This is a genomic window from Exiguobacterium sp. A1_3_1 (assembly GCF_048985645.1).
Lineage (GTDB): Bacteria > Bacillota > Bacilli > Exiguobacteriales > Exiguobacteriaceae > Exiguobacterium_A > Exiguobacterium_A indicum.
In genome coordinates this window covers 15,372-39,702 of the sequence record NZ_WBYY01000003.1, presented here as the reverse complement: position 1 = coordinate 39,702, position 24,331 = coordinate 15,372, and the positions used below count along the sequence as shown (strand labels likewise).

The following is a 24,331-nucleotide window of genomic DNA, read 5'->3' as shown; positions in this document are numbered from 1 at the left end:
CATAGGGGGAGGTAAAACGAATGGGAAATTCATTTAGTGACTGGATTGGTAAGGTGTCCAATTTTGTTTGGGGACCACCGTTACTCATTCTGTTGGTCGGTACGGGGATTTACTTGACGATTCGCTTAGGATTCATTCAAATTACCAAACTGCCGTATGCGCTGAAGCTTGCGTTTTCAAAGCATCAGGACGATAAGTCAGAAGGCGACATCAGTCACTTTCAAGCATTGATGACGGCACTAGCTGCAACCGTCGGTACGGGGAATATCGTCGGTGTCGCAACAGCTGTCGTTCTCGGGGGACCTGGGGCGATCGTTTGGATGTGGCTGTCCGGCTTGTTCGGGATGGCGACGAAGTACGCGGAAGCGATCCTTGCCGTCAAATATCGCGTCGTCGATGAAAAAGGACAGATGGCAGGAGGACCGATGTATTACCTTGAGCGTGGACTGAAGCAAAAATGGCTCGGTGTCTTGTTTGCTGCATTCGCTTCGATCGCTGCGTTTGGTATTGGAAACGGGGTCCAGACAAACTCGGTCGCCCTTGCGATGAAATCGACGTTCGATGTGCCACTTTACGTGACGGGGATCGCGTTGATGGTATTGACGGGTGTCGTCATTCTCGGCGGAGTCAAATCGATTGGAAAGGTTGTTAGTTTATTCGTTCCGTTCATGATTTTCTTCTATGTCGGAAGTGGCTTGCTGATTCTCGTCATGAATTATGACTTGATTCCAGGTGCGATCTCGACGATCTTCAGCAGTACGTTCTCAAACGAAGCCATCACGGGTGGGGCAATCGGGGCAGCGATTCGTTATGGTGTCGCGCGTGGTGTCTTCTCGAACGAAGCAGGACTCGGTTCAGCACCGATCGCAGCCGCTGCTGCGAAGACGGACTTCCCGGGGCGTCAAGCGCTCGTCTCGATGACGCAAGTCTTCCTCGATACATTGGTCGTCTGTTCGATCACGGGTCTGACGCTCGTCATGGGGGGACAGTTGGACACGAAATTAGAAGGCGTCGAGTTGACGACAGCAAGCTTCGAGGTCTTCCTCGGTCCTGCCGGGAAATACATCGTTACGATTGGTCTCGTCATGTTCGCTTACTCGACGGTCCTCGGTTGGTCGTATTACGGTGAAAAGTCGATCTATTATCTATTTGGTCAAAAATCAATCCTACCGTACCGCATCCTGTTCGTTTTAGTCGCCGGAGCCGGCGCGATGACGACGAACTTGAACATGGTCTGGGCGATTTCCGATGTCTTTAACGGATTGATGGCGATTCCGAACTTAATCGGTTTGATTGGATTGTCTGGCGTCGTCATTGCCGAGACACGACTGTTCCGCGAACAGTTGAGACGAGAAGAAGCGAATCGGAAGGTTTCGTAGGATACATGCTCTAAAAACGAGTTCGTGTATGATGAAGTATGAGAAAAGGGAGATCACGTTCCGGGTCATGTACTCGGATGGTGATTTCCCTTTTTATTTGATCCGAAAGAAATACGAATGTGCATCATACTCGACTCCCGCCTGTGGAAAGCGAGGATGATAAAACATGCGTTGTTAGAGATGGTGATCAAGAGAACAACAAGAGATGCATCACTTTTTACGATAAAGCATCAAGGATTCATAAGGACGTAACGTCAGAGTGTGATCTTCTGTCTGCATCTCCTGGTAGTTGTGAATCAACACCGTATAGTCCGACCCGTCACGAGGTAACGTGAACGTCGTGTCTGTTCCGTAGAAGTTCGAAACGACAAGCAACTCTTCCTCGTTCGTTACGCGTTCGTACGCCCAGAGTGACGGATCGTCTGGTGTCAACAGACGGTACGAACCATCCGTGAGCACGTCATACTGTTTACGGAGCTGTATCAACTGTTTGTAATGATGATAGACCGATTCCGGATCTGCGACAGCCGTCTCGACATTGATCTGATCATACGTTGGCGAGACCGGTATCCATGGTTCACTCGTACTGAAGCCACCGTTGACAGCATCCGACCATGGCATCGGCGTCCGCGCATTATCACGCGATTTTTGACGAATCGCAGCAAGAATTTCTTCTTCCGCTACACCGTTGTCCCGCGCTTCCTGATACGCATTCAATGTTTCGACATCGCGGTAGTCGGACAGATCCGTGAAGTCCGGATTCGGCATCCCGATCTCTTCTCCTTGATAGATGTACGGTGTCCCTTGTAAGCCGTGAAGCGTCGTCGCGAGCATCTTCGCACTTTCGACGCGATACGTGGCGTCGTCACCAAACCGGCTGACGACGCGTGGCTGGTCATGGTTGCACCAAAAGATCGCGTTCCAGGCTTGTCCGTTCATGCCGGATTGCCAGTCGGAGAAAATCTGTTTCAGTTGTTTGAAATCAAACGGTGCCGCCGTCCATTTTTCACCGTTCGGATAATCGACCTTCAAATGATAAAAGTTGAACGTCATCTTCAGTTCTTGTTCATCAAGCGAAGAATAACGAAGGCAGTGTTCAAGTGACGTCGACGACATCTCACCAACCGTCATGAGATCGTGTCCGGCAAAGACTTCTGCGTTCATCTCTTGCAAGTAGTCATGGACGTTCGGTCCGTCCGTATAATACGTCCGTCCGTCTCCTGCTGGATCGTTTGGAAGACCTGGCGTCTTTGAAATCAAATTGATGACATCAAGTCGGAAGCCGCTGACTCCTTTATCCCGCCAAAAGCGCATCATGTTGTAAACATCTTCCCGTAAACGTGGATTTTCCCAGTTCAGATCCGCTTGTGTCTTGTCGAACAGGTGCAAGTAATACTTGCCGGCTACCTCATCAAATGACCAAGCGGGACCACCGAATTTTGATACCCAGTCGTTCGGTGTCTCGCGCCAGATAAAATAGTCGTGATAGGGACTATCCGGGTGACGTCCTTCTTCGAACCAAGAGTGCGACGTCGAGCAATGGTTGACGACGATATCCATCATGACAGACAGACCGCGTTGTTTTGCTTCTGCAAGTAACGTCTCGAAATCGGCCATTGTTCCGTAGGATGGATCAATCGCGTAATAATCACTGACATCATAGCCATTGTCGTTCTGCGGTGAGGCATAGACCGGCGTCAACCAAAGGTAATCGACACCAAGATCCGCCAGATAATCGAGTTTGGCAGTGACGCCACGCAATGTACCGGTCGCTTTGCCCTCCGGACTATAAAAACTCTTCGGATAAATTTGATAAACGGCGGATTTGCGCCAATCGGTTGTCGTGATCATGAGATACACACCTTTCTAGAATTACGCTGCTTTTTTCAGGGCAGCTTTTTTTGCGCGTTTCGTTGAGACATAGTGGAACAGGAACGTACAGGCGACAGGGACGATGATCGCAATCACCATGCCGACGATGAACGACAGAATCGAACCTGGTACGATCGAAATGAAAGCAGGTAATCCGCCAACACCGATCGCAGGAGCAAGAACGCCACTGACAGCGATGAAAGCTGACGCAATCGCTGAACCGACGAGTGCCGCGTAAAACGGATACTTGAACCGGAGATTGACCCCGAACATGGCCGGTTCCGTGATTCCGAAGTAGGCGGATAAAGCGGACGTTGATGCCATGTTTTTATCGTTAACGTTTTTCGCGAGGAAAAGCATCGCGAGTGTTGCTGAACCTTGAGCGATGTTCGAAATCGCGATCATCGGCCAAATGAACGTCGTCCCACTTTGTCCGATCAACTGTAGATCAACAGCGATGAACATGTGGTGCATGCCAGTGATGACGAGCGGCGCATAGAGTGCACCAAAGAGTAGGGCACCGAGTAATGGAACAGCTTCGAATGTATTGACGACACCGATCGTAATCCAGTCACCGACTTGACGCGTGACTGGTCCGATGACGGCAAGGGCGAGGAATCCCGTCAATGTGATCGTCGTAATCGGTACGACGAGTAATTGAATCGCATTCGGTACCCGTTTTTTGAGCCAACGTTCAATCGTACTGAGAACATAAGCAGCGGCGAGTACAGGGAGGATTTGTCCCTGATAACCGACTTTTTCAATTTCAAAGAGACCGAGAATGTTGAACGTCGGGATTTCACCTTTTAGAGCACTTTGTCCGTAGTTCCAAGCGTTTAAGAGATCTGGATGAACAAGCATCAGACCCATGACGATCCCGAGAATCTCACTTCCACCGAAGCGTTTCGTCGCTGACCAACCGACGAGTGCCGGGAGGAAGACGAAGGCCGTGTTTGCCATCATATTGATGAGGTCCCATAACCCTTGCAGATTCGGGTAACGGTCAATCATCGTCTTGCCACCGAACTCGATACCGAATAGATTATTGATTCCCATTAAGAGACCAGCAACGATGATCGCCGGGATGATAGGCATGAAGACATCAGAAAAGACTTTGATCAACTTTTGGAACGGATTCATCTTGGCAGCGCCAGACGATTTGACATCTGCGATCGTCGTTGCCTGTAAACCGGTTAATTGAATGAATTCTGCATAGACCCGGTCGACGTCTCCGGCACCAATGACGATTTGATAGACACCCGCGTTCAAGAACGCGCCTTTGACGAGCGGGACTTCAAGTAAGGCGTCTTGATCGACAAGCTCTTGATTCTTAAGCGTTAAACGAAGACGGGTGACACAGTGAGCTGCCTGCTCGACGTTCTCCTTGCCTCCGATGTTCTCAATGATTTGCTCTGCAATCTGACGATAGTTTGGTTTCATCTCGATGCTCCTTTTTGGAAGTGACATACTCGACCATTTTTGAAATGAAAACGTTTTCTTATCTGCGCACACTTATCTTAACTTATCTATATAAGTTGGTCAAGAACTTATATAGATAAGTTGAAAAAGAATGAAAAAGAGAGAATCCGTCATCTACGGATTCCCTCATCTTGTAGCCTATATTCAACGACGCGCGATATCAGTGAATTGAAATTTATCGAGACGGTGACGTGATTCCGTCCGCTCGAAGTGTTGTCCTTCATAGAAATACGTATCGTTCGTAACGACGATGACGTGTGTCATATCGTGAAGGTCGAGTCGTTCTTGGTCTTCGCGTGTCGCAGGACGGGCTTCGATTTTTCGTTTCGCATAGCTGATCTGCCGTCCGAGTGTCTCTTCGATGTACTGATAGATCGACCCTTGAGCAATATCAATAGTCAGACCGGGCACGAGTGCGGTCACGAAGTGATTGACGTCACGAATAACGCGCTCGCCATCAATCTGACGGATGCGCTCGATACGTGTCACGTCTGTTCCTTCCGCCACATGCAATAATGAAGCGAGCTCAGAAGAGGCGGGGAGCACTTCGCACGATATCACATCGGTCTCGACGATATGTCGTCCCATTCGACGGTGTGCCTCAGAAAAGCTGACGATACCGTTGAATTGGAACTCGATCGCTTCTTGCGACAGGACGAAGACACCTTTCCCCTGGTGTTTACGGACGAAGCCTTTTTCTTGCAGGGCATCAATCGCTTTTCGAACCGTTCCGCGGCTCGCCTCGAATTCATGCATCAATTCCGTTTCAGAAGGTAATTTCGTTTCGGCCGGAAGCGTTCCTTCCTGAATCCGCTGTGCGAGCTCGTGATAGATGTTTACATACTTCGGCATATGATCCGTCCTTTACACTCAAATAATGCCTTTAGTGTAGCACGGAACGATTACAGGCATCAAAATAGCTCCACCTATGATCCGGACATGACCGGAAAATAGATAGAGCGTAGAAGTGTGAATGTCAGTCAACGAAGAGACGTCGAAAACGTCGTTCCTTTTTTGAGGACATCTTGTTTTTCATCGAGAACATCACTCGTCAAGAGTTCAATCGAGTCAACCGGATGTTCCAAGATGAAGCCGAAGTTACCACTCCGTGACTCGGACGGGGCGTAAGTCTTCGCAAGCGACTCCAAATAGACGTCGTCCTCGAGCGTCTTTTCTGTCGCAGCATCGAGTTTGAAGTGGGCGACAGGATTGAACGTGACCGGTGCATCACTGGTGTTCGTAATCGTGACGCGTGTCTTGATCAGATCAAAGGACTCCTCATGCGTAAAACCATGGAAGAAGTCAATCATGCCATAGCTTGGACGCGCATGAAAGACTTTGATCTCTTCGATCGTCATTTCGATCGGACCAATCTTCCGCGTTTCGTTTACGGGTTTAAATTGTTTTAGCGTCAGGTCGCCCTTGTCATCCGTCACGGTCTGATTGATTTTCGTCAGCCGACGGTCGTCTGGAAGTTGTGGGTTCGGAACATAGGCGCTCGTTTTCTCAAGCGATACCGGCTGCTCCTGTTTCGCAGACGCTGGTTCTTTTGGTGTGTCTTGTGATGCTGAAGTGCCACAACCAGCGAGCACCGTCCCGAGCATCAAAGTAGCAAGTATCTGTCTCATGAACATTCTCCTTATTTCTTCGATTTCAAGAGATCGAAGATGATTTTCGCGTGATCCGTGTTGTCGACTTGTCCCGCGAAACGTTCTTTAGCAGGACCGAACGCATAGACCGGTACGTCTTCACCTGTATGTCCACCTGTCGTCCAGCCTGTATGCGAGCGTTCGTTGAAGATTTCTTCAATCGCATTATCAATCTCGAGTAATTTCTTCGATTCAGCAGCGCGGGAGACGCTATCGATTTCTTTGTCCGTCAAGGCGAGTTTGTCCTGATCGATATACGTCGTCAACGTCTTGCGGACGTCCGCACCATCGACGATTTTTTGCGCCATGAAGTCAGGTGTTTTCTTTGCCGCTTTGATCGGTTCAGCGAACCAGTTATAGATGCCATCTGCACCGATTGAATATCCACCCGTTGAGTGGTCAGCTGTCGCGACGACGAGTGTATGTTTATCCTTCTTTGCAAATGCGATCGCGGCTTTGAATGCCCGCTCGAAGTCTTCCATCTCACTCATGGCACCGACGATATCATTGTCATGACCGGCCCAGTCGACTTGGCTACCTTCGACCATCAGGAAGAATCCTTTTTTATTCGAGTCGAGTCGCTTAATGGCAGAGTTCGTCATTTGTTCAAGCGATGGGACCGAGTTTTCGCGGTCAATCCGTTTTGGTAATCCACCATCTGCGAACAGACCGAGGACTTGTTTGTTTTTATCACCTTGCAATTGATCCAGATCCGTGACGTAACTGTAACCGTCTTTTTTGAATGCTTTCGTCAAATCAACATCCGGACGGACGAAGTTCGACTTACCGCCACCGAGCATAACGTCAATTTTATGCTTCCCATTGACGCGTTCCTTGAAGTAATCGTCTGCGATCGCGTTCATGTTCTTTCGGCTCTCATCATGAGCACCGAACGAAGCAGGTGTCGCATGCGTGATTTCCGATGTTGCAACGAGTCCTGTTGACTTACCACGTTCTTTCGCTGCTTCAAGGACGGTCTTGACTTCCGATTTATCGTTATCAACGGCAATCGCTGCATTATACGTCTTGATGCCGGATGACATCGCTGTTGCTGCGGAAGCGGAATCGGTGACGTTTTCCTTCGGATCTTCCGGATAAGTCATCTGTTGACCAACGAGGTATTGGTCAAACGCTGTTTTTTCAGCAACCGGTGTCGATGGATCGTTCTTTAAGTAACGATGTGCTGATGTATACGAGACCCCCATCCCGTCGCCGATCAAGAAGATGACGTTCCGGATTTCCGGTGATTTAACAGGTTTTGTCTTTGCTTCTGCTTCAGGCATCGAGAGCATCGTACTAAGGGAAAGGGTTGATAAGGCAAAAATCGGAATGATACGTTTTAATTTCATAAGAGTTCCTCCTCGAAAGGTGCTGGGGTTTGATGATTGATACGACCTACAAACTCCACCTTACGGATAGAATGTGAAATCCATGTTTATCGTTTGTAAAGCTTTGTGAAGAATCGATGACAAAAAAATGGACCTTCTGAAAAGTCATTTCAGAAGGTCCATTCGTTGCATTAGCGACTCCACCCAATCATCCGACGATACGAGCTAAACGTCGGCCAGGCGAGAATCGCGATCGCGAGCCAGTACAGGAACTGGTTCTCAGACGAAATCAGACCGATGATGCCAGCGAGCAGAATCGTCGTATAGATCGAGAAGGTGATGATGAGTGCTGGATGTAATTTCGGGAAAATCGTGAAACGCCCGAGACGTTCGTTCGCACCTTTGACATAGAGACGACTACCGAAAATCAGTAAGATGACCGTCAAGGCTAAACTGAACAACACAGCATAGGTGATGTTGAAATCGGTATTGTACTCGAAGAAGAGCGCAAATGGCGTCGTGATCGTCATCAAAAAGCTTGTTGGTTTGTCTAATTCTTCATAGCCCACGCCAAAACCCAGTTGACCGATAGCATAGATACTGAAATACGTGAAGTAATTCAAGAACAAGAAGAACGTTCCGAGTAACAGTTGTCCGATGATATCACCAGCAATCGTTCCGGCGAATAAGAAGATCGTCAAAATCGTCACATCAAATAGAAGGAATAGACCAAAATCTTGAAGGAGTGACGACCACGTGACGTAATCAAACGGATTGATACCGAATGCTTGCAGTAATAACCAACTAGCAAAAAAGCCGATGATCGGGAAGACGATCAATGTCACGACACCGATGATCCATTTGATCCAGAACAACCAGACCTTCGGGAATGGGAGTGCATGCAAGATCAAACTACGACCACTTCCACGCTCAGAGCCGAGCATCAGGATTGCGAAGACGGCAATCAGAATCGCTGCGAACCCAGCGAAGAACGGACTGACGAGTACAGTGTTGAGTAGATCGGGTTGCTGAGACACATCGTATTTTTCGAATTCATTGATGACGGTATAACTGCCGAACCCATAACTGAAGATTGCGAGCAGAATGAAACAAGCGAGAGGCCAAATACCTTGCTTGATATGATAGCGGATCAATTGCTTAACCATGTCGTTTCCCTCCAAATGTCCCTAAGAAGTAATCTTCCATCTGCACTGGCAAAGCATCCTTTAAGAGAGGGCTTGTCGTTTCAAGATAACGTGCGCCTTCATCCGATAAGACGAGTAACGTCACGACCCGACCCGTTTGGGATAAGACGTGGAGATCGACATGACTGAGCTCTGGAACATCTTCATAGACGACTTGCCATTTCTGCATGCTAGCTTTGGCATCGTCGAGTGCCTTTGGTTCGCGGACGAGGTGTTTTTCGATCGTCATGACACGATCGGCAAGGGAATCAAGTTCTTCGAGTTGGTGCGAAGCAATCAGAACGGCTGTCTGGCGCTCCGCGAGTAATGAGACGAGTTGTTTCAGATAATCACGTTTGTTGATCCGGTCAAGTCCATCAGTTGGTTCGTCGAGTAAGAGAACCGGAGCATTGGTTGCAAACGCGAGTTGGAGAAGGAACAACTGGGCTTGTCCCTTTGATAAAGATGTCACGCGACGACCACGATCGAGATTCGACGAGCGACAATAATTTTCGATATACGTCTTTTCGAAATTCGGATAGAACGCATTGTAGAAGTTGATCAGTTCGCCAAGTGTCATTTGACGATAGACGGAGACGGAGTCCGGAACGAGAAAGAGGTGCTCCCGCGTCTGCGGGACATGGTGAATGGATTCGTTGTTCCATTCGACCTTTCCGCGTGTCGGCTCGAGGGCTCCGACGAGTGTTTTCAGTAACGTCGTTTTTCCGGCACCATTACGACCGATCAACGCGGTGATCGTTCCTGCTGGCAGGGTGAAGGATGCATTTTCATAAATCATGGTACGGTCAATTTGTTTCGTTAGATGAGAAACGGTCAACATGAGGAATCCTCCCTTATGTGTAAGATGAGTTGATAGAGTTCTTCGTTTGAGATCGAGAGTTCGTCGGCGACGGAACAAAGACGGATGAGTGGATCTTGAATAGCGGCTTGTTTGACTTCACTGAGGGGAATATCTGAGATGAAGGAGCCTTTGCCGCGCATCGTGACGATGAAGTTGCGGCTCTCGAGTTCCTGATAGGCACGGGAGACCGTGTTCGGATTGACAAGGAGTGTACCGGCAAGTTCACGAACGGATGGCATCTGTTCGCCGGAGCGGAGTAGACCACGAGCAATCGAGCGGATGATTTGCGTGACTAACTGTTCATAAATCGGCAAGGGACTTTTCGGATCGACGGTGAACATTTCTTCACCTCCTTAAGTGTACTAATTCAATTAATACACCAATTATAGGAATTTCGAATCGGTCTGTCAATGTTTCTTTTCGAGAAGACGGTTACGCCAACGATCGCAATATTTGCTATACTGACGACAGAAGAACCGCCAGGAAGGATGACCGAGATGTTGGATCGATTGAGTGCCTTAGAGGACCGTTATGAAAAACTGAATGATATGTTGGCTGATCCAGCCATCATCAATGATACGAATCAATTACGCGAGGTCTCAAAGGAGCAGTCGCAGCTTGCTCCGACTGTTGAGACATATCGCGTCTATCGGGAGAAGATGGAAGCCTATCAAGAAGCACGTCAGATGTTGACGGATCCGGAGATGCGCGACCTTGCGAAGGAAGAAGTCGCGATGCTTGAGCCGGAGATCAAAGAGCTCGAAGCGAAGCTAAAAGCTTTACTCTTACCGAAGGATCCGAATGACGACAAGAACGTCATCGTCGAGATTCGTGGTGCGGCAGGGGGAGATGAGGCAGCCTTATTTGCGGGTGACCTGTTTAAGATGTACTCGAAGTTTGCTGAGAAACAGAACTGGAAGATTGAGATCATCGACGCGAGCTATACGGAGCTCGGTGGTTATAAAGAAATCATCTTTATCGTCAAAGGAACAGGCGCCTACTCGAAACTGAAGTATGAGAACGGGGCGCACCGCGTCCAACGCGTTCCGTCAACGGAATCGGGTGGACGGATTCATACATCGACCGCAACGGTTGCCGTGTTACCGGAAGCAGAAGACGTCGAGGTCGAAATCCATGATAAGGATGTCCGGGTCGATACGTTCACGTCGAGTGGACCGGGTGGACAGTCCGTCAATACGACGCAGTCCGCCGTCCGTGTCACGCACGTGCCGACGGGGATCGTCGCGAGCTGTCAGGATGAGAAATCGCAAATCAAGAACAAGGAAAAAGCGATGAAAGTTTTACGGGCGCGTGTCTACGATAAAATTCAACGCGAACAGCAAGCGGAGTATGATGAAAAACGAAAGTCGGCTGTTGGTACGGGTGACCGTTCAGAGCGGATTCGGACGTATAATTTCGCCCAAAACCGGGTGACGGACCATCGTATCGGATTGACGATTCAGAAGCTTGATCGAATCTTGCAAGGCGAGATGGATGAAGTCATCGATACGCTCGTCATGGAACATCAGGCGCGAGCATCGGAGGCGGCAAATTGATGCGGATCGCAAAACGTCTAAATGAGGCAAAAACGATGATGGAACAAGCAGGACGCGAGGGTTCAAGTGCCGAATGGTTACTCATGCACGTCTTAGAAGTCGACCGGACCGGACTCCTTGTCCGCTTGTCCGATGAATTGACACCGGAGCAGGATTTACGATTCAGTGAATACTTGCTTGCTCATGTTCACGGTGTGCCCGTTCAGCATTTAATCGGCTATCAGCCGTTTTACGGACGGGACTTTCGTGTCACACCGGATGTCTTGATTCCACGACCGGAAACGGAAGAGTTGATCGTCTTCGTGACGGAGCGTCTCAAACGCGAGACGTTCACCGCGGGACAGATCGTCGACATCGGTACCGGTAGCGGGGCGATTGGAATCACGCTCGCCCTCGAACTCGAGCAACCGGTCACGACCGTCGATATTTCACCAGCTGCAATCGCGGTCGCGAAGCAAAATCAAGCAGCGCTTGGTGGAGACGTGACGTTCCTTGAAGGAGATTTACTCGCACCGCTCGCAGATGATTCCGTCCGGGTGCTCGTTTCGAACCCTCCTTATATCGAGGAAGAAGAATTACTCAGTGAAGTCGTGTTCGATCATGAACCGCATCTCGCCCTGTTTGGCGGAAAAGACGGTCTCGTCTTTTACCGACGTCTCGTCGAGGAGAGTGGACGGGTCTTACGCGACGATTTCCGACTGATTGCGTTTGAAATTGGACACAATCAAGGACCAGAAGTGCAAATGATGTTAAAAGAACGTTATCCAAATGCGGAAACGGGTATTTTAAAAGATATAAACGGTAAAGACCGTATCGTGTATGCGGAACGAAAGGATTGTACAGCGTGAAGACGGAAATGATTGACTTACAGACGATGGATGAAGCAGTTCGGTTATTGCAGGAAGGAGAGGTCGTGGCGATGCCGACCGAGACCGTTTATGGTCTCGCAGGAGACGCAACGAACGAAGCGGCTGTTCGGCGAATCTTCGCCGCGAAGGGTCGACCTTCCGACAATCCACTGATTGTCCATGTCGCATCCGTAGAACAGGCACATCAGTTCGTCACGCACATTCCAGATGTCGCGGCACGTTTGATGGAGGCGTTCTGGCCAGGAGCCTTGACGATCATCCTCGAATCGAACGGCACCGCATCCACACTCGTCACAGCAGGACTAGATACGATCGGATTACGGATGCCAGACCATCCGCTCGCGCTTCAATTAATTGAAGCGACAGGGCTGGGCCTCGCAGCACCGAGTGCCAACCGTTCCGGAAAACCTTCACCGACGTCATCTGCGCACGTCGCATATGACCTCTCGGGACGCATCGCTGCGATCGTCGATGGAGGGGAAACGGGCATCGGGGTCGAATCGACTGTCATCGATTGTACGATGACGCCACCGGCGATTTTACGACCGGGTGGCGTGACACGCGAACAAATCGAGTCGGTCATCGGTCCTGTCACACTCGATCCTGCCTTATCGATGAAAGATGTTACACCGAAGGCACCCGGGATGAAATATACCCACTATGCGCCGGAAGCAACACTGTCCGTCGTCGAAGGGGATCTTTCATTCTTACAGCAACTCATCGATGATGCGCGACAAACCGGACACAAGACGGGCGTTCTCCTGTTTGACGGGGAGGATGTCGACGCAGATGTCCGCTGCTCCCTTGGTAATTCGATGGAGACGGCGGCACAACGTCTTTACGATTGTTTACGGCGATTTGATCAGACGACGGTGGATCAGATTTTTGTACGAGACCTATCAGAAGAAGGGGTGGGGCTTGCGGTCCGCAACCGCCTCCATAAAGCAGCAGGTGGTCGGGTCATTCGCCCTTGAAGAAGGAGGATACGGAGATGAGCACACGTCGCGTTTTATTCATCTGTACAGGAAATACATGCCGTAGCCCGATGGCGATGGCATTACTACGCTCGAAAGTCGCTGATCAGGAATTCGACGTCCGTTCAGCAGGACTACGTTCGATGCAAGGATTTGATGCGTCCGAGAACGCCTTACAAGTGTTGCGTGAGCGCGGGATCGAACTCGAGCACTATACGCAAGTCTTTGATGATGTACTCGGACGTTGGTCTGACATCATCTTGACGATGACGCGTCAGCACAAGCAGGAAGTCGGTGAACGCTATCCGGAACTGAAAGAACGGACGTTCACCTTATATGAATATGTGACAGGGCTTGAACGGGATATCAACGATCCGTACGGCGGATCGATGAACGTCTACCGGCAAGTACGTAATGAACTCGAACCCCTCGTCAACCGTCTTGTGTTAAAATTGACGCAGAACGGAAACGGAAGAAAAGCTCCGGATACACGGAAACTTCCGAAAAAACAACCTAAACAAACGGGGGAATAGTAAAGATGAAAGTAGCAATCGGCGCGGATCATGGCGGTTTTAAGTTAAAGGCAGAAATCAACGACCTCTTACAAGAGCTCGGCATCGACTATACGGACTTCGGTACGCATTCAGCCGACTCGATCGATTATCCGGATGTCGCGATTCCAGTCGCTGAGGCAGTCGCAAGCGGAGAGTTTGATCGTGGCATCTTGATTTGTGGAACAGGTATCGGGATCGGAATCGCAGCGAACAAAGTCAAGGGCATCCGAGCAGCACTCGTCCATGACACGTTCAGCGCGAAAGCGACGCGTCAGCACAACGATTCGAACATCTTGACGATGGGCGAACGCGTCATCGGTCCAGGACTGGCTCGTGAGATCGCACAGCTTTGGCTTGAAACGGAATTCGAAGGAGGACGTCATGAGAACCGCGTTTGCAAAATCTCAGATTATGAGGTGAAGTAATGGACTTGACACGCATCCAGCACGATTTAGAAGAAGCACTGAACGCTCTGGATGAACGATTTTCCTTAAAAGGAAAATTGCTCGTGATCGGCTGTTCGACGAGCGAAGTCATCGGTAAACAAATCGGCAAGGCCGGTTCGCCAGAAGTCGCGGACGCGTTGTTCGACGTATTCGATGCCTTTCGGCGGTCGCACCAAGTCGATCTTGCCTTCCAAGGCTGTGAGCATATCAACCGAGCGCTGACGCTTGAGCGGCAAACAGCAGAACGACTCGGACTGGATCCAGTGACGGTCGTTCCCATTCCGGAAGCCGGTGGATCGATGGCAAGTGCTGCCTATCAGCGCTTCTCGGCACCGGTCGTCGTCGAAGCGATTCAGGCAGACGCCGGGATTGATATCGGGGACACGTTCATCGGGATGCACTTGAAAGCTGTTGCGATTCCCGTGCGCTTGCCGCACAAGGAAATCGGTGAGGCACACGTGACGGCAGCCGTGACACGACCGAAATTAATCGGTGGAGCACGTGCTAAATACGAATGATTGATGCAAGGGGTTGCGCACCCCTTGCTTTTTTGATGTTGTTTTTAGGGATGCCGGGAACGAAACATTCGTGTTAAGATAGGTCTATCGAAATGAAATGGGGGAATTCAGATGGAACAAACACCGCTTACGTATCTGAAACAACAAGATGAGGCACTCTTTTCGGCAATGCGCCAGGAACTAGGTCGTCAACGGGATAACATCGAATTGATCGCATCCGAGAACTTCGTCTCGCAAGCTGTCATGGAAGCACAAGGCAGCGTCTTGACGAACAAGTACGCAGAAGGTTACCCAGGTCGCCGTTATTATGGTGGCTGTGAGTATGTCGATCTCGCTGAGAATTTAGCACGCGACCGCGCGAAGGAAATCTTTGGGGCGGAGCACGTGAATGTGCAACCACACTCGGGCGCACAAGCGAACATGGCGGTCTACTTCACGATTCTCGAGCAAGGCGATACGGTCCTCGGGATGAACCTCTCGCACGGTGGCCATCTGACGCACGGTAGCCCCGTCAATTTCTCCGGTGTCCAGTACAACTTCGTGGAATACGGTGTCGATCAAGAGACAGAGATGATTGATTACGACGTCGTCGCACAATTAGCAGAAGAGCACAAACCAAAATTAATCGTCGCGGGCGCATCGGCGTATCCGCGCGTCATCGACTTCAAACGTTTCCGTGAAATCGCAGACAGCGTCGGTGCTTACTTGATGGTCGACATGGCACACATCGCTGGACTCGTCGCAGCAGGTCAGCACCCGAACCCAGTCGAGCATGCACACTTCGTCACGACGACGACGCATAAGACGTTGCGTGGTCCACGTGGTGGGATGATCCTCTGTAAAGAAGAGCATGCGAAAGCAATCGATAAAGCCATTTTCCCAGGCATCCAAGGTGGTCCACTCATGCATGTCATCGCCGCGAAAGCTGTCGCGTTCGGTGAAGCTCTTGCACCAGAGTTCAAGGACTACATCGGTCAAGTCGTCACGAACGCAAAAGTCCTCGGTGAGGAATTGACGAAGCGTGGACTCCGGATCGTCTCAGGCGGAACGGACAATCACTTGCTCCTCGTCGACTTGCAACCGCTCGGGATCACGGGGAAACTCGCTGAGCATGCACTTGACGAAGCCGGCATCACGGTCAACAAGAACACGATTCCGTTCGATCCAGCGAGCCCGTTCGTCACGAGTGGTATTCGGATTGGAACGGCAGCGATGACATCACGTGGCTTCAAGGAAGCGGAGATGAAAGAAATCGCCGAGTTGATCGAACTCGTCTTGAACCATCCAGAAGAAGCAGACGTTCTCGCACAAGCACGCGAGCGTGTCGTTGCTTTGACAGGTCGTTTCCCACTCTACCCAGAGCGCGGATGATCGTCATCCCCTTCGTCCTTTTCGTTATGAGAAGGGGAAGGGGATTTTTGTTTGTCTAAAAAAGGAGGCGTACGATGTATATTCTAGTCGTTGAAGATGATCCACATATCCAAGCACTTGTCGTATCGACGTTACAAGCCGACGGACATTCCGTTCGAGCGACAGCAAACGGAAATGAAGCGCTCACTTGGATTGACACGATGACGTTCGAAGCAGCGGTGCTCGATGTCTTGCTTCCCGGGCAGACCGGTCTCGTCCTGTGTGAGCGATTACGGCAAAACGGGGACATCCCGATCTTGATGCTGACAGCACTCGGTGAACTGACGGATAAACGGGACGGTTTTGCAGCCGGTGCCGATGATTACATCACGAAACCGTTTGATCCGGAAGAATTAGTGTTTCGGCTTCACGCCGTGGCTCGGCGCTATCAAAAAGCGGCGCAACCCGTCCTACATCTCGGAGATGTCACGATCGATAAACGCAGTCAGCTCGTGACGATCCAGTCGACCGAGTGGACACTTCCGCGGCGCGAATTCGAATTATTACATCAGCTGGCTAGTTTTCCGGGACGGGTATTCAGTCGCGAGGAATTGATTGAACACGTCTGGGGACTTGATTTCATGGGAGATGACCGGACGATTGACGTCCACATCAAACGACTCCGTGGACGCTTAAAGGAGACGAATCAGGTGAAGATTGAGACGGTTCGTGGACTCGGGTACCGGTTGGAGGTCGAATCATGAGATCCCTCTATACGAAAATCGTCGGACTCGTCTGTGTCGTTCTACTCGTGTCCGCACTGTTAGCGCTTTTAATCAGTAACATTGCCTACTATTCGTTTTGGCAGGACAGCTATAGCCAAAAAGTTGAGGAAGCGGTCGAGACAGCGATTGATTATTACGAGACGCACGGTGACGGAAAGACGGAATCGTTTTACCGGATGTTACAAGCGACTGGCTTTCAACTATATGTGCAGACCGAAGGCGGAACGGAGCGTTACGGAAATCCATTTCGTGATGAAACGCTCTCAAGTCAAATCGTCGAGCAAGTGAAAAATGGTCAACCGTACTACGGGATGCGTGAGTATCCGTTCCACCTCTTCTTGCTCGGTCTATTCGACAATGAAGTCATCAATACGTACGGGACGTCAGTCAAGACGGCGCAAGGAACGGATGCGATCTTCGTCCGGCCGGACTTGAGTCGGCAAATTCGTGAGTTGCACCTGTTCGTCGGTCTGTTTCTCGGATTGCTTGTCGTGATCAGCTTCCTCTTGCTTGTCTTCTCGATCCGGTATCTCGTGCGTCCGATCCGGCGCCTGACCAAAGCGACGGAACAGATGGCGGCCGGTGACTACGGAATCCGCGTCGGAACGAAGGCACGCGATGAGATTGGAGAGCTGTCCCGACGCTTTGACGAGATGGCAACGGCAGTCGAAGCGTCTGATACAGAACGACGCCGGTTCGTCGCAAACGTTTCGCATGAATTTCAGTCACCGCTGACGACAATCTCGGGGTACGCGGGACAACTCGACGTGACGGGAGAAGACGTCAGGAGACGGGCAATCATTCAACAAGAGGCAGCGCGAATGTCGGAGCTGACGCGTCAATTATTGATCTTAGCGAAGCTCGATGAAGGACGGCGCTTCAAGCGGCAAGCACTCGATCTACGCGCGAGTCTAGAGACGACACTCGCAACACTTGCCTTTCAGCTCGATGAGCAAGGCATCGCCGTCGCACTCGATGTATCGCCAGCGCTACAGATTCAAGCAGATGCTAGTGCGCTCGAACATGTTTTCCAAAACGTCATTCGAAACGCTGTTTCGGTCTCAGCCGAAGGAGCGACGATTCACATTCAAGCGGAAGAACAAGTGAATCAGGTCATCGTCCGAATCAAGGACGAAGGACCAGGCATGACCGAACAACAGATGGAACATGCCTTTGAACGCTTTTATCAAGGTGATGTATCCCGCACGTCGCGCGGGACGGGTCTTGGGCTTGCGATCGTCAAAGAAACGATGCGCCAACTTGGTGGGGATGCGAGCTTGTCGTCCGATTCATCCGGTCTGACTGTGACATTGATTTTTTTACGTACTTGACGCGTGCGTTCATGTTCCGTTCATATTGCAGTCGTATCATCAATCCTGTAGCGAACATACAGGAGGGATCACGCAATGAAACTAGGATGGAAAGAACTCGTCCGGATGAAAGGACGATTCAGTTGGATGACGATCGTGACGATGTTGATCGTTTTATTGATTTTAATGATCACCGGTCTTGCGGACGGGCTGGCCTACGACAATGGGGCTGCCGTCCGTAATCTGCCGGTCGAGCAGTTTGCACTGAGTAAAGATGCGGAAGGGCAGCTGACCCGTTCATTCTTACAGGCGGATGAGACACCGAAGGGCGCGGAAGCGCTCGGTGTCCAGAACATGGTGCTTGAGAAGAAGAATGGAACGAAGGATGATGTGACAGTCTTTGCGTTACCAGAGACTACGAATTATGGTCCAAAACAGTTGCAATCATTGCAAAAAGGAGAAGTGCTCGTTGATGCTGCGTACGCGGAACAACGCGGAACCCGTGTCGGCGATACGATCACCGATTTTCGGACGAAAGAGGCGTTCCGGATTGCCGGCACGGTCACGGACGGACGTTATAGTCACGCACCTGTCCTCTGGATGACGGATGAATCGTGGCAAGCATGGCAATCGAAGATGGGGGCATCATACGTCTCAGCGTACATCGGTCAGTCGTTACAAACGGATCAAGCGGTCTTCTCAAAACAAGCAGTCGTTGAGAATGTGCCAGGCTATGCAGCGGAGCAAAACTCCTTCCAGATGATGCGGGTTGCACTCGTCGTCATCGGGGCATTGATTCTGACAGCTTTCTTCTATATCTTGACGATGCAGAAGATGAAACAACTTGGCGTCCTAAAAGCAATCGGCATCCGAACACGGACGATGGGTGCGAGTCTACTCGTACAAGTCATCCTCCTGACGAGCCTCGCCTTTGGTGTCAGTGTCGTTATCACCTATCTGACGAGCCGCTTCTTACCAGCGGATCTTCCCTTCCGATTTGAATGGTCGACGAGTCTGATGTACGGCGGCATTTTACTCGTAACAGCGATCCTCGGAGCGCTCGTTCCGTTACGAATGGTGAAAAAACTTGAGGCGGCAGACGCGATGGGAGGAATGAACGGATGATTCAGTTAGAACGGATTGAACAGAGTTATGGTGAGATGACCGTCTTGCACGATATCAACTTACAGGCAGAAGCAGGGGAACTGATTGCCCTTGTTGGACCGAGCGGGAGTGGGAAAAGTACACTCCTTCAGTTACTCGGTTTACTGCAGACACCAACAAAAGGTGCCGTCTATTTTGATGATACGTGCGTCAGTGAAGCATCGGGCGAAGAACGTCGTCGCTTACGTCTTGAGGAAGTCGGGTTCATCTTTCAGGAGTCGCATCTCGTACCCTTTTTGACAGCCCAGGAGCAACTGGAACTCGTCGCAAAAGAAGCTGGACGAACAGTGGATACGGTCGCAGCACTAGCCATGTTCGGACTCGAACATCGTAAAGATCATTTGCCGCATGCGTTATCGGGCGGTGAGCGTCAACGCATCGCGATTGCCCGCGCCTTCGTCAATGATCCGCAACTTGTCTTAGCGGACGAGCCGACCGCAAGTCTCGATTATACGAATGGGCGTCGGGTGATGGAGTTATTACAACAGCAAGCACATGAGGGACAGAAGACAATCATCGTCATCACTCACGATGAACGGATGCTTGACGTCTGTGATCGCATCTGGCGGATCGAGGATGGAAAAATTCATACAGCATAAGACAACGAATGGATCGCTTTCGAGAGAATGGAAAGCGATTCTTTTTTTATATTCAATCTTGTAAGAGGAGGCGATGTCATTCCAAAAATTTGCTATACTTTTTAAAAAAGGAAATGAAGGAGTTTACGCGTTATGAATATTATGAAGTTGACCCAAGCCGAGCTCGCGTCGACGACAGGAAGCCAGATGTTGAAATGGTTGGAGAAGAAGAGTACGACGAAATCAGAATACAAACGACTGTACGAAGATTTCAAGACGATCATCATCATGCAACAAGCAGGCTTTTATGAACAAGCGGATGCACGGCTTCTGCAATGGAAACATTTACCGATGCCGGTTGAATATTATACATATCGTCTTGCGATCGCCTCAAAGGCAGGCGGACGACGTCTTGCGAAGAAGCGATTCAAGGCGCTGCCGGAAGCGATTCAGAAACATGACAAATTAAAACAGTGGCGCCAAGCGGTGAATCAGAATCAATGGTGGATGGCGGCAACCGGAGTGGTAGCGGCCGGTCTCTTATTCGTAGGTATTCAAGCGTGGTCTCCTACTTCAGAAAATGCTGCACCGAAAGAAGAGACCGATCAAAAAATTGCGCAACAGTTGGCTGACTTACAAACGGAAGTCGAGCAATTAAAAAAAGAAAACGAGAAATTGAATACCGATCAGAAGGAAAAGACGGAAGCGGAAGTAAAACAAGAGGCGACGCCGGTTAAGAAAAAGAAAACGACGAAAACGAGTGATCTGAAACCGGAAGCCGCATTAAAGGAAGCGGTTGCGGCTGTCCAAGCAAAGGATTATCAAAAAGCAAATGACCTGTTGAGTGCAGACGTCTTGAAAAATAAAGAGACGGCAGGGATGGCACGTTTTTATAAGTTGATTGCGGCCGGTAAGTTAAAGAAGACGACACAGGCAGACTATATCGCGTACCGTGAGGATTTTCCGAAGTCGGGTTACATGAGTGATGTCCTCTGGATGCAAGCGGTCTATGAACAAAAATATAAAAAAGGTGATTATCGCGCGACCTTGCAAGAACTCGCACAACAGCCGGACAATGAATGGTCTTACGCGGCGAAAGCGATTCTTTCCGGCAAGAGCACGCTTGGGGACTGATGAAAAAACAGTTCCCAAGCAGTGCGCTTTTAGAGTACAATGCGAAAAGAGAATGGAGAGGAGATGCAAACAATGAGTAAAGTACATGTATTTGATCACCCATTGATTCAGCACAAGATGACGATCATGCGTAAGGTCGAAACAGGAACGAAACAATTCCGGGAACTTGTCGACGAGGTGGCTTCATTGATGGCATATGAAATCACACGTGACCTTCCACTCACAGATGTCGCGATCGAGACACCGGTCACGAAGACGACGCAGAAGATGATCGAAGGCAAGAAACTCGGGATCGTCCCGATTCTCCGCGCCGGTCTCGGGATGGTCGACGGCATGCTCCGCATGATGCCGAACGTCAAGGTCGGTCACATCGGTTTGTACCGTGATCCGGAGACACTCGAGCCAACGGAATACTACCTCAAGCTCCCAACAGACGTCGCAGAACGTGATTTCGTCGTCGTTGACCCGATGCTTGCGACAGGTGGTTCGGCGGCAGACGCCATCTCCTCCTTAAAGAAACAAGGGGCGAAGAGCATCAAGCTCGCATGTCTCTGTGCAGCACCTGAAGGCGTCAAACGCGTTCAAGAAGAACACCCGGACGTCGATATCTATCTCGCGGCACTCGACGAGAAGTTGAACGACCACGGCTACATCGTCCCAGGACTCGGTGACGCAGGAGACCGTCTCTTCGGAACGAAGTAAAAATAGTAAGATACACAAAAAGACCGCAGACGATGATCTGCGGTCTTTTCGTTGCTATTTCGTAAACTGCGCAAGACTGCTGAAATATGCTTTAATGAAAAAAGGAAAAAAGGAGGAAGACACCATGCCGATTACAGTCATGCCGATTTTCGGGACTCGACCGGAAGCTATTAAAATGGCACCGCTCGTCAACGCCCTGAAGCAACACCCTGCTTTTGATGTTCACGTTACGATCACTGCCCAGCACCGCGAGATGCTCGATCAAGTACTTACCCTGTTCGAAATCGAACCGGATCATGATTTGAACATCATGAAGCAACGTCAGACACTCGTCGATATCACGACGCGTGGTCTTGAAGGACTCGATGCGATCATGAAGGAGATCAAGCCGGACCTCGTCCTCGTCCATGGCGATACGACGACGACGTTCGTCGGAAGCCTTGCTGCCTATTACAACCAAATCGTGGTCGGTCACGTCGAGGCAGGGCTGCGCACGTATAATAAATACTCACCGTTCCCGGAAGAGGTCAATCGTCAATTGACATCGACTCTTGCGGACTTGCACTTTGCTCCGACCGCACAAGCGGCAGCGAACCTTGCGTCCGAGAATCGTCATGCTGGCGTCTATATTACAGGGAACACAGCAATCGATGCCCTGCAAACGACGGTCCAAGCCGATTACGTCCATCCGATGCTTGAGACGGTCGGGGATCGGAAGTTGATCTTGATGACAGCGCACCGTCGTGAGAACCAAGGCGAGAAGATGCATCAGATGTTCCGCGCGATTCGTCGTCTCGTCGATGCATTCCCGGATACACACGTCGTTTATCCAGTTCACCTTAACCCAGTTGTTCAGGAAGCGGCGAAGACGGTCTTTGAGGGACATGATCGGATTTCGTTAATTGCTCCGCTCGACGTGTTCGACTTCCACAACTTCGCGAGTCGTGCTCACTTAATCTTGACGGACTCCGGTGGTGTTCAGGAAGAAGCGCCGTCACTCGGTGTTCCGGTTCTTGTCTTACGCGATACGACCGAGCGTCCGGAAGGAATTACTGCTGGGACGTTAAAGCTTGCCGGAACAGAAGAAGAGACGATTTATCAGATGGCAACCGAACTGTTGACGAATGACGCACTTTATAAAGAAATGGCACATGCCTCAAACCCATACGGTGATGGTCATGCGTCAGAACGGATCGTCCAAGCGATCCTGCATCACTTCGGTCAAGGGGAAGCGCCGGCACCGCTACTCACACAATGAGAAACGACTAGTACTCTCCGAATCGCTTACATTCACTTGCTTTCCTCAGGCGAGACGCAAGCCGCGTCTCCATCGTCCTTAGACGAGGAGTCAGGTCTCACCTGTCTCTGACAGCACAAAGACTTGTGCTTTTTCCTGTAGGAGTCGCGTGAAATAAGCGATTCTTTTTGTTTTAGTACATCTATGGCGACAAGAGGTTTTAGTTTATAGGAATAACATCTTTAATTATTACCATTTCCACTAAAATCAGCCCATTTGTTTAGAAAATGTAAAACCAGATGACCTTGAAACTGGAAGATAAACCATGACGATTTAGGCTGTGACACACCTCACGATTGAAAAATTGGAAATCGTTGAAATCTATTGTTACAAACAGATGTCAGAGCTGTTTTTGTGTCCCGATTCGGAAGCGTTTACAATTGTGAACAGAAAATGTTTTTTCACAAAATCGACACAAATCAATTTTAGAGGTCTTGTTTCGGTTGAGGTAGCACGATATAACGTTACTATTCAACGGTTTTGTTCACCATATGAACAATCTCTATAACCGTTGATAGTACTACATATTTTCTTCACATCTTCGTGAAATGAGTTGCACGGATGACATCTGTGAAAACCTTATCATTCGTTGATATGTATAGGTTTTTCGGCTCTGTTTTTATTGTGAATTCATTTGACTATGAAAGCTGCTTCATTGTATTCTTGACTAGTATGAAAATCCGCAAATTGTGGGAAAGAAAAAGAACTCACAATTGGGAAAAAAGGGGGTCGTCTCTAGTGCGCCAAAGTGGGCTCGCGAAGAGTATGGTCATGGCCTCGCAAATTTCGACGGCACTGGCTGCACCGATCGTCATTGGCTTTTTGGTTGGGAACTATGGGGAACAACAACAATGGTGGGAGAAAATGGGTGCGACGTTCGCCGTGTTCATCGGGATTTTCATCGGCATTCTTTGCATGATCGCCATGATCAGGCACTTGTTAGGGGAGAAGACATGAACATCATCCTTCAAGATGCGTTGTATCGTGCGTACTTACGATGGTTTGGACTCTTTTACGGAATCCTGGCTGTCCTGCTGCTCATCGGACGCCCGAGTGACCCAGTCATTTATGGACTAGCACTTGGTGGAACTGGCAGCTTTCTGATCTTGACGCTTCAACGATTAAGCGTCGATCGTATGTATCGTGTAATTGAGACCGGGCGTAAGCCAGTGTCTCGAGGGACCGTTTCACGCATGGCGGTCGCGGTACTTTGTGTGATGATCGGTTTGAAATATCAAACTGAATTGTCATTAACTGCGGTGGTAATAGGCCTTCTCGCCGGCCACGTCATACAATTTTGTGAGTTCTTGACTCACGAACTCAAGCGGGAAAAGAGGTGAA

25 protein-coding genes are annotated in these 24,331 nt (G+C 50.0%); 17 read left to right on the top strand and 8 right to left on the bottom strand.

The features are described 5' to 3' along the window. The first annotated feature begins 20 nt into the window (after positions 1-20). Positions 21-1,379, top strand: coding sequence for an alanine/glycine:cation symporter family protein (locus F8N00_RS00830; RefSeq protein WP_035395828.1), 1,359 nt, complete (start codon positions 21-23; stop codon positions 1,377-1,379). Between the two features lie 210 nt (positions 1,380-1,589). Here the strand turns inward: F8N00_RS00830 and treC are convergent, their stop codons facing one another. The 8 genes from treC to F8N00_RS00790 all read right to left on the bottom strand — a co-directional run bounded on the left by treC (position 1,590) and on the right by F8N00_RS00790 (position 10,094). Further along, entirely contained in the window at positions 1,590-3,230 is a 1,641-nt protein-coding gene (treC, locus tag F8N00_RS00825; protein ID WP_075643033.1) for an alpha,alpha-phosphotrehalase, read from the bottom strand. Between the two features lie 21 nt (positions 3,231-3,251). Next, the gene (gene treP / locus F8N00_RS00820) at positions 3,252-4,691 is read right to left on the bottom strand and encodes a PTS system trehalose-specific EIIBC component (protein WP_087681522.1); all 1,440 of its coding nucleotides are present in this window, start codon (positions 4,689-4,691) and stop codon (positions 3,252-3,254) included. A gap of 183 nt (positions 4,692-4,874) precedes the next feature. Next, positions 4,875-5,582, bottom strand: a complete 708-nt coding sequence (gene treR / locus F8N00_RS00815; RefSeq protein WP_421017604.1) for a trehalose operon repressor — start codon at positions 5,580-5,582, stop codon at positions 4,875-4,877. Between the two features lie 128 nt (positions 5,583-5,710). Continuing rightward, complete coding sequence (locus tag F8N00_RS00810) at positions 5,711-6,358, bottom strand: hypothetical protein (RefSeq protein WP_421017603.1); 648 nt, start codon at positions 6,356-6,358, stop codon at positions 5,711-5,713. 11 nt (positions 6,359-6,369) lie between these two features. Continuing rightward, complete coding sequence (locus F8N00_RS00805) at positions 6,370-7,728, bottom strand: alkaline phosphatase (protein ID WP_075643032.1); 1,359 nt, start codon at positions 7,726-7,728, stop codon at positions 6,370-6,372. A gap of 170 nt (positions 7,729-7,898) precedes the next feature. After that, on the bottom strand, positions 7,899-8,873 hold the full coding sequence (locus tag F8N00_RS00800) for a hypothetical protein (RefSeq protein WP_214747134.1): 975 nt from the start codon (positions 8,871-8,873) through the stop codon (positions 7,899-7,901). After that, a complete protein-coding gene (locus F8N00_RS00795) occupies positions 8,866-9,732 on the bottom strand; it encodes an ABC transporter ATP-binding protein (protein ID WP_214747131.1) in 867 nt (288 codons plus the stop codon). The genes F8N00_RS00800 and F8N00_RS00795 overlap by 8 nt, the downstream gene beginning before the upstream one ends. After that, on the bottom strand, positions 9,726-10,094 hold the full coding sequence (locus F8N00_RS00790; protein ID WP_023469524.1) for a GntR family transcriptional regulator: 369 nt from the start codon (positions 10,092-10,094) through the stop codon (positions 9,726-9,728). The genes F8N00_RS00795 and F8N00_RS00790 overlap by 7 nt, the downstream gene beginning before the upstream one ends. 156 nt (positions 10,095-10,250) lie before the next feature. On the opposite strand from F8N00_RS00790, the gene prfA reads away from it, so the two are divergent. From prfA to F8N00_RS00710, 16 genes are all read left to right on the top strand, one after another. Further along, positions 10,251-11,309, top strand: coding sequence for a peptide chain release factor 1 (gene prfA / locus F8N00_RS00785; RefSeq protein WP_023469516.1), 1,059 nt, complete (start codon positions 10,251-10,253; stop codon positions 11,307-11,309). Next, a complete protein-coding gene (prmC, locus tag F8N00_RS00780; protein ID WP_023469515.1) occupies positions 11,309-12,157 on the top strand; it encodes a peptide chain release factor N(5)-glutamine methyltransferase in 849 nt (282 codons plus the stop codon). Before prfA ends, prmC begins: the two co-directional genes overlap by 1 nt. Then, positions 12,154-13,152, top strand: a complete 999-nt coding sequence (locus F8N00_RS00775; RefSeq protein WP_023469514.1) for an L-threonylcarbamoyladenylate synthase — start codon at positions 12,154-12,156, stop codon at positions 13,150-13,152. Before prmC ends, F8N00_RS00775 begins: the two co-directional genes overlap by 4 nt. A gap of 17 nt (positions 13,153-13,169) precedes the next feature. After that, the gene (locus tag F8N00_RS00770; protein ID WP_023469513.1) at positions 13,170-13,685 is read left to right on the top strand and encodes a low molecular weight protein arginine phosphatase; all 516 of its coding nucleotides are present in this window, start codon (positions 13,170-13,172) and stop codon (positions 13,683-13,685) included. 5 nt (positions 13,686-13,690) lie between these two features. After that, a complete protein-coding gene (gene rpiB, locus F8N00_RS00765) occupies positions 13,691-14,131 on the top strand; it encodes a ribose 5-phosphate isomerase B (protein ID WP_023469512.1) in 441 nt (146 codons plus the stop codon). Beyond that, the gene (locus F8N00_RS00760) at positions 14,131-14,670 is read left to right on the top strand and encodes a TIGR01440 family protein (protein ID WP_421017602.1); all 540 of its coding nucleotides are present in this window, start codon (positions 14,131-14,133) and stop codon (positions 14,668-14,670) included. The genes rpiB and F8N00_RS00760 overlap by 1 nt, the downstream gene beginning before the upstream one ends. A 111-nt stretch (positions 14,671-14,781) precedes the next feature. Beyond that, the gene (gene glyA / locus F8N00_RS00755) at positions 14,782-16,041 is read left to right on the top strand and encodes a serine hydroxymethyltransferase (protein ID WP_421017601.1); all 1,260 of its coding nucleotides are present in this window, start codon (positions 14,782-14,784) and stop codon (positions 16,039-16,041) included. 74 nt (positions 16,042-16,115) lie between these two features. Beyond that, positions 16,116-16,784, top strand: coding sequence for a response regulator transcription factor (locus F8N00_RS00750; RefSeq protein WP_058264527.1), 669 nt, complete (start codon positions 16,116-16,118; stop codon positions 16,782-16,784). Further along, on the top strand, positions 16,781-18,136 hold the full coding sequence (locus tag F8N00_RS00745) for a HAMP domain-containing sensor histidine kinase (protein ID WP_421017600.1): 1,356 nt from the start codon (positions 16,781-16,783) through the stop codon (positions 18,134-18,136). The genes F8N00_RS00750 and F8N00_RS00745 overlap by 4 nt, the downstream gene beginning before the upstream one ends. A 75-nt stretch (positions 18,137-18,211) precedes the next feature. Continuing rightward, positions 18,212-19,240 (top strand): ABC transporter permease, encoded by a 1,029-nt coding sequence (locus tag F8N00_RS00740; RefSeq protein ID WP_421017599.1) that lies wholly within the window; start codon positions 18,212-18,214, stop codon positions 19,238-19,240. Beyond that, the gene (locus F8N00_RS00735; RefSeq protein ID WP_421017598.1) at positions 19,237-19,878 is read left to right on the top strand and encodes an ABC transporter ATP-binding protein; all 642 of its coding nucleotides are present in this window, start codon (positions 19,237-19,239) and stop codon (positions 19,876-19,878) included. Before F8N00_RS00740 ends, F8N00_RS00735 begins: the two co-directional genes overlap by 4 nt. 132 nt (positions 19,879-20,010) lie before the next feature. Next, positions 20,011-20,991 (top strand): hypothetical protein, encoded by a 981-nt coding sequence (locus tag F8N00_RS00730; RefSeq protein WP_058264531.1) that lies wholly within the window; start codon positions 20,011-20,013, stop codon positions 20,989-20,991. Positions 20,992-21,063: 72 nt separating this feature from the next. Continuing rightward, positions 21,064-21,693, top strand: a complete 630-nt coding sequence (gene upp / locus F8N00_RS00725) for a uracil phosphoribosyltransferase (RefSeq protein WP_023469504.1) — start codon at positions 21,064-21,066, stop codon at positions 21,691-21,693. A 124-nt stretch (positions 21,694-21,817) separates the two neighbouring features. Further along, the gene (gene wecB, locus F8N00_RS00720; RefSeq protein WP_058264532.1) at positions 21,818-22,951 is read left to right on the top strand and encodes a non-hydrolyzing UDP-N-acetylglucosamine 2-epimerase; all 1,134 of its coding nucleotides are present in this window, start codon (positions 21,818-21,820) and stop codon (positions 22,949-22,951) included. A 777-nt stretch (positions 22,952-23,728) separates the two neighbouring features. Further along, a complete protein-coding gene (locus F8N00_RS00715; protein ID WP_023469502.1) occupies positions 23,729-23,947 on the top strand; it encodes an AtpZ/AtpI family protein in 219 nt (72 codons plus the stop codon). Next, a complete protein-coding gene (locus F8N00_RS00710) occupies positions 23,944-24,330 on the top strand; it encodes an ATP synthase subunit I (RefSeq protein ID WP_023469501.1) in 387 nt (128 codons plus the stop codon). Before F8N00_RS00715 ends, F8N00_RS00710 begins: the two co-directional genes overlap by 4 nt. Position 24,331 lies beyond the last annotated feature (1 nt).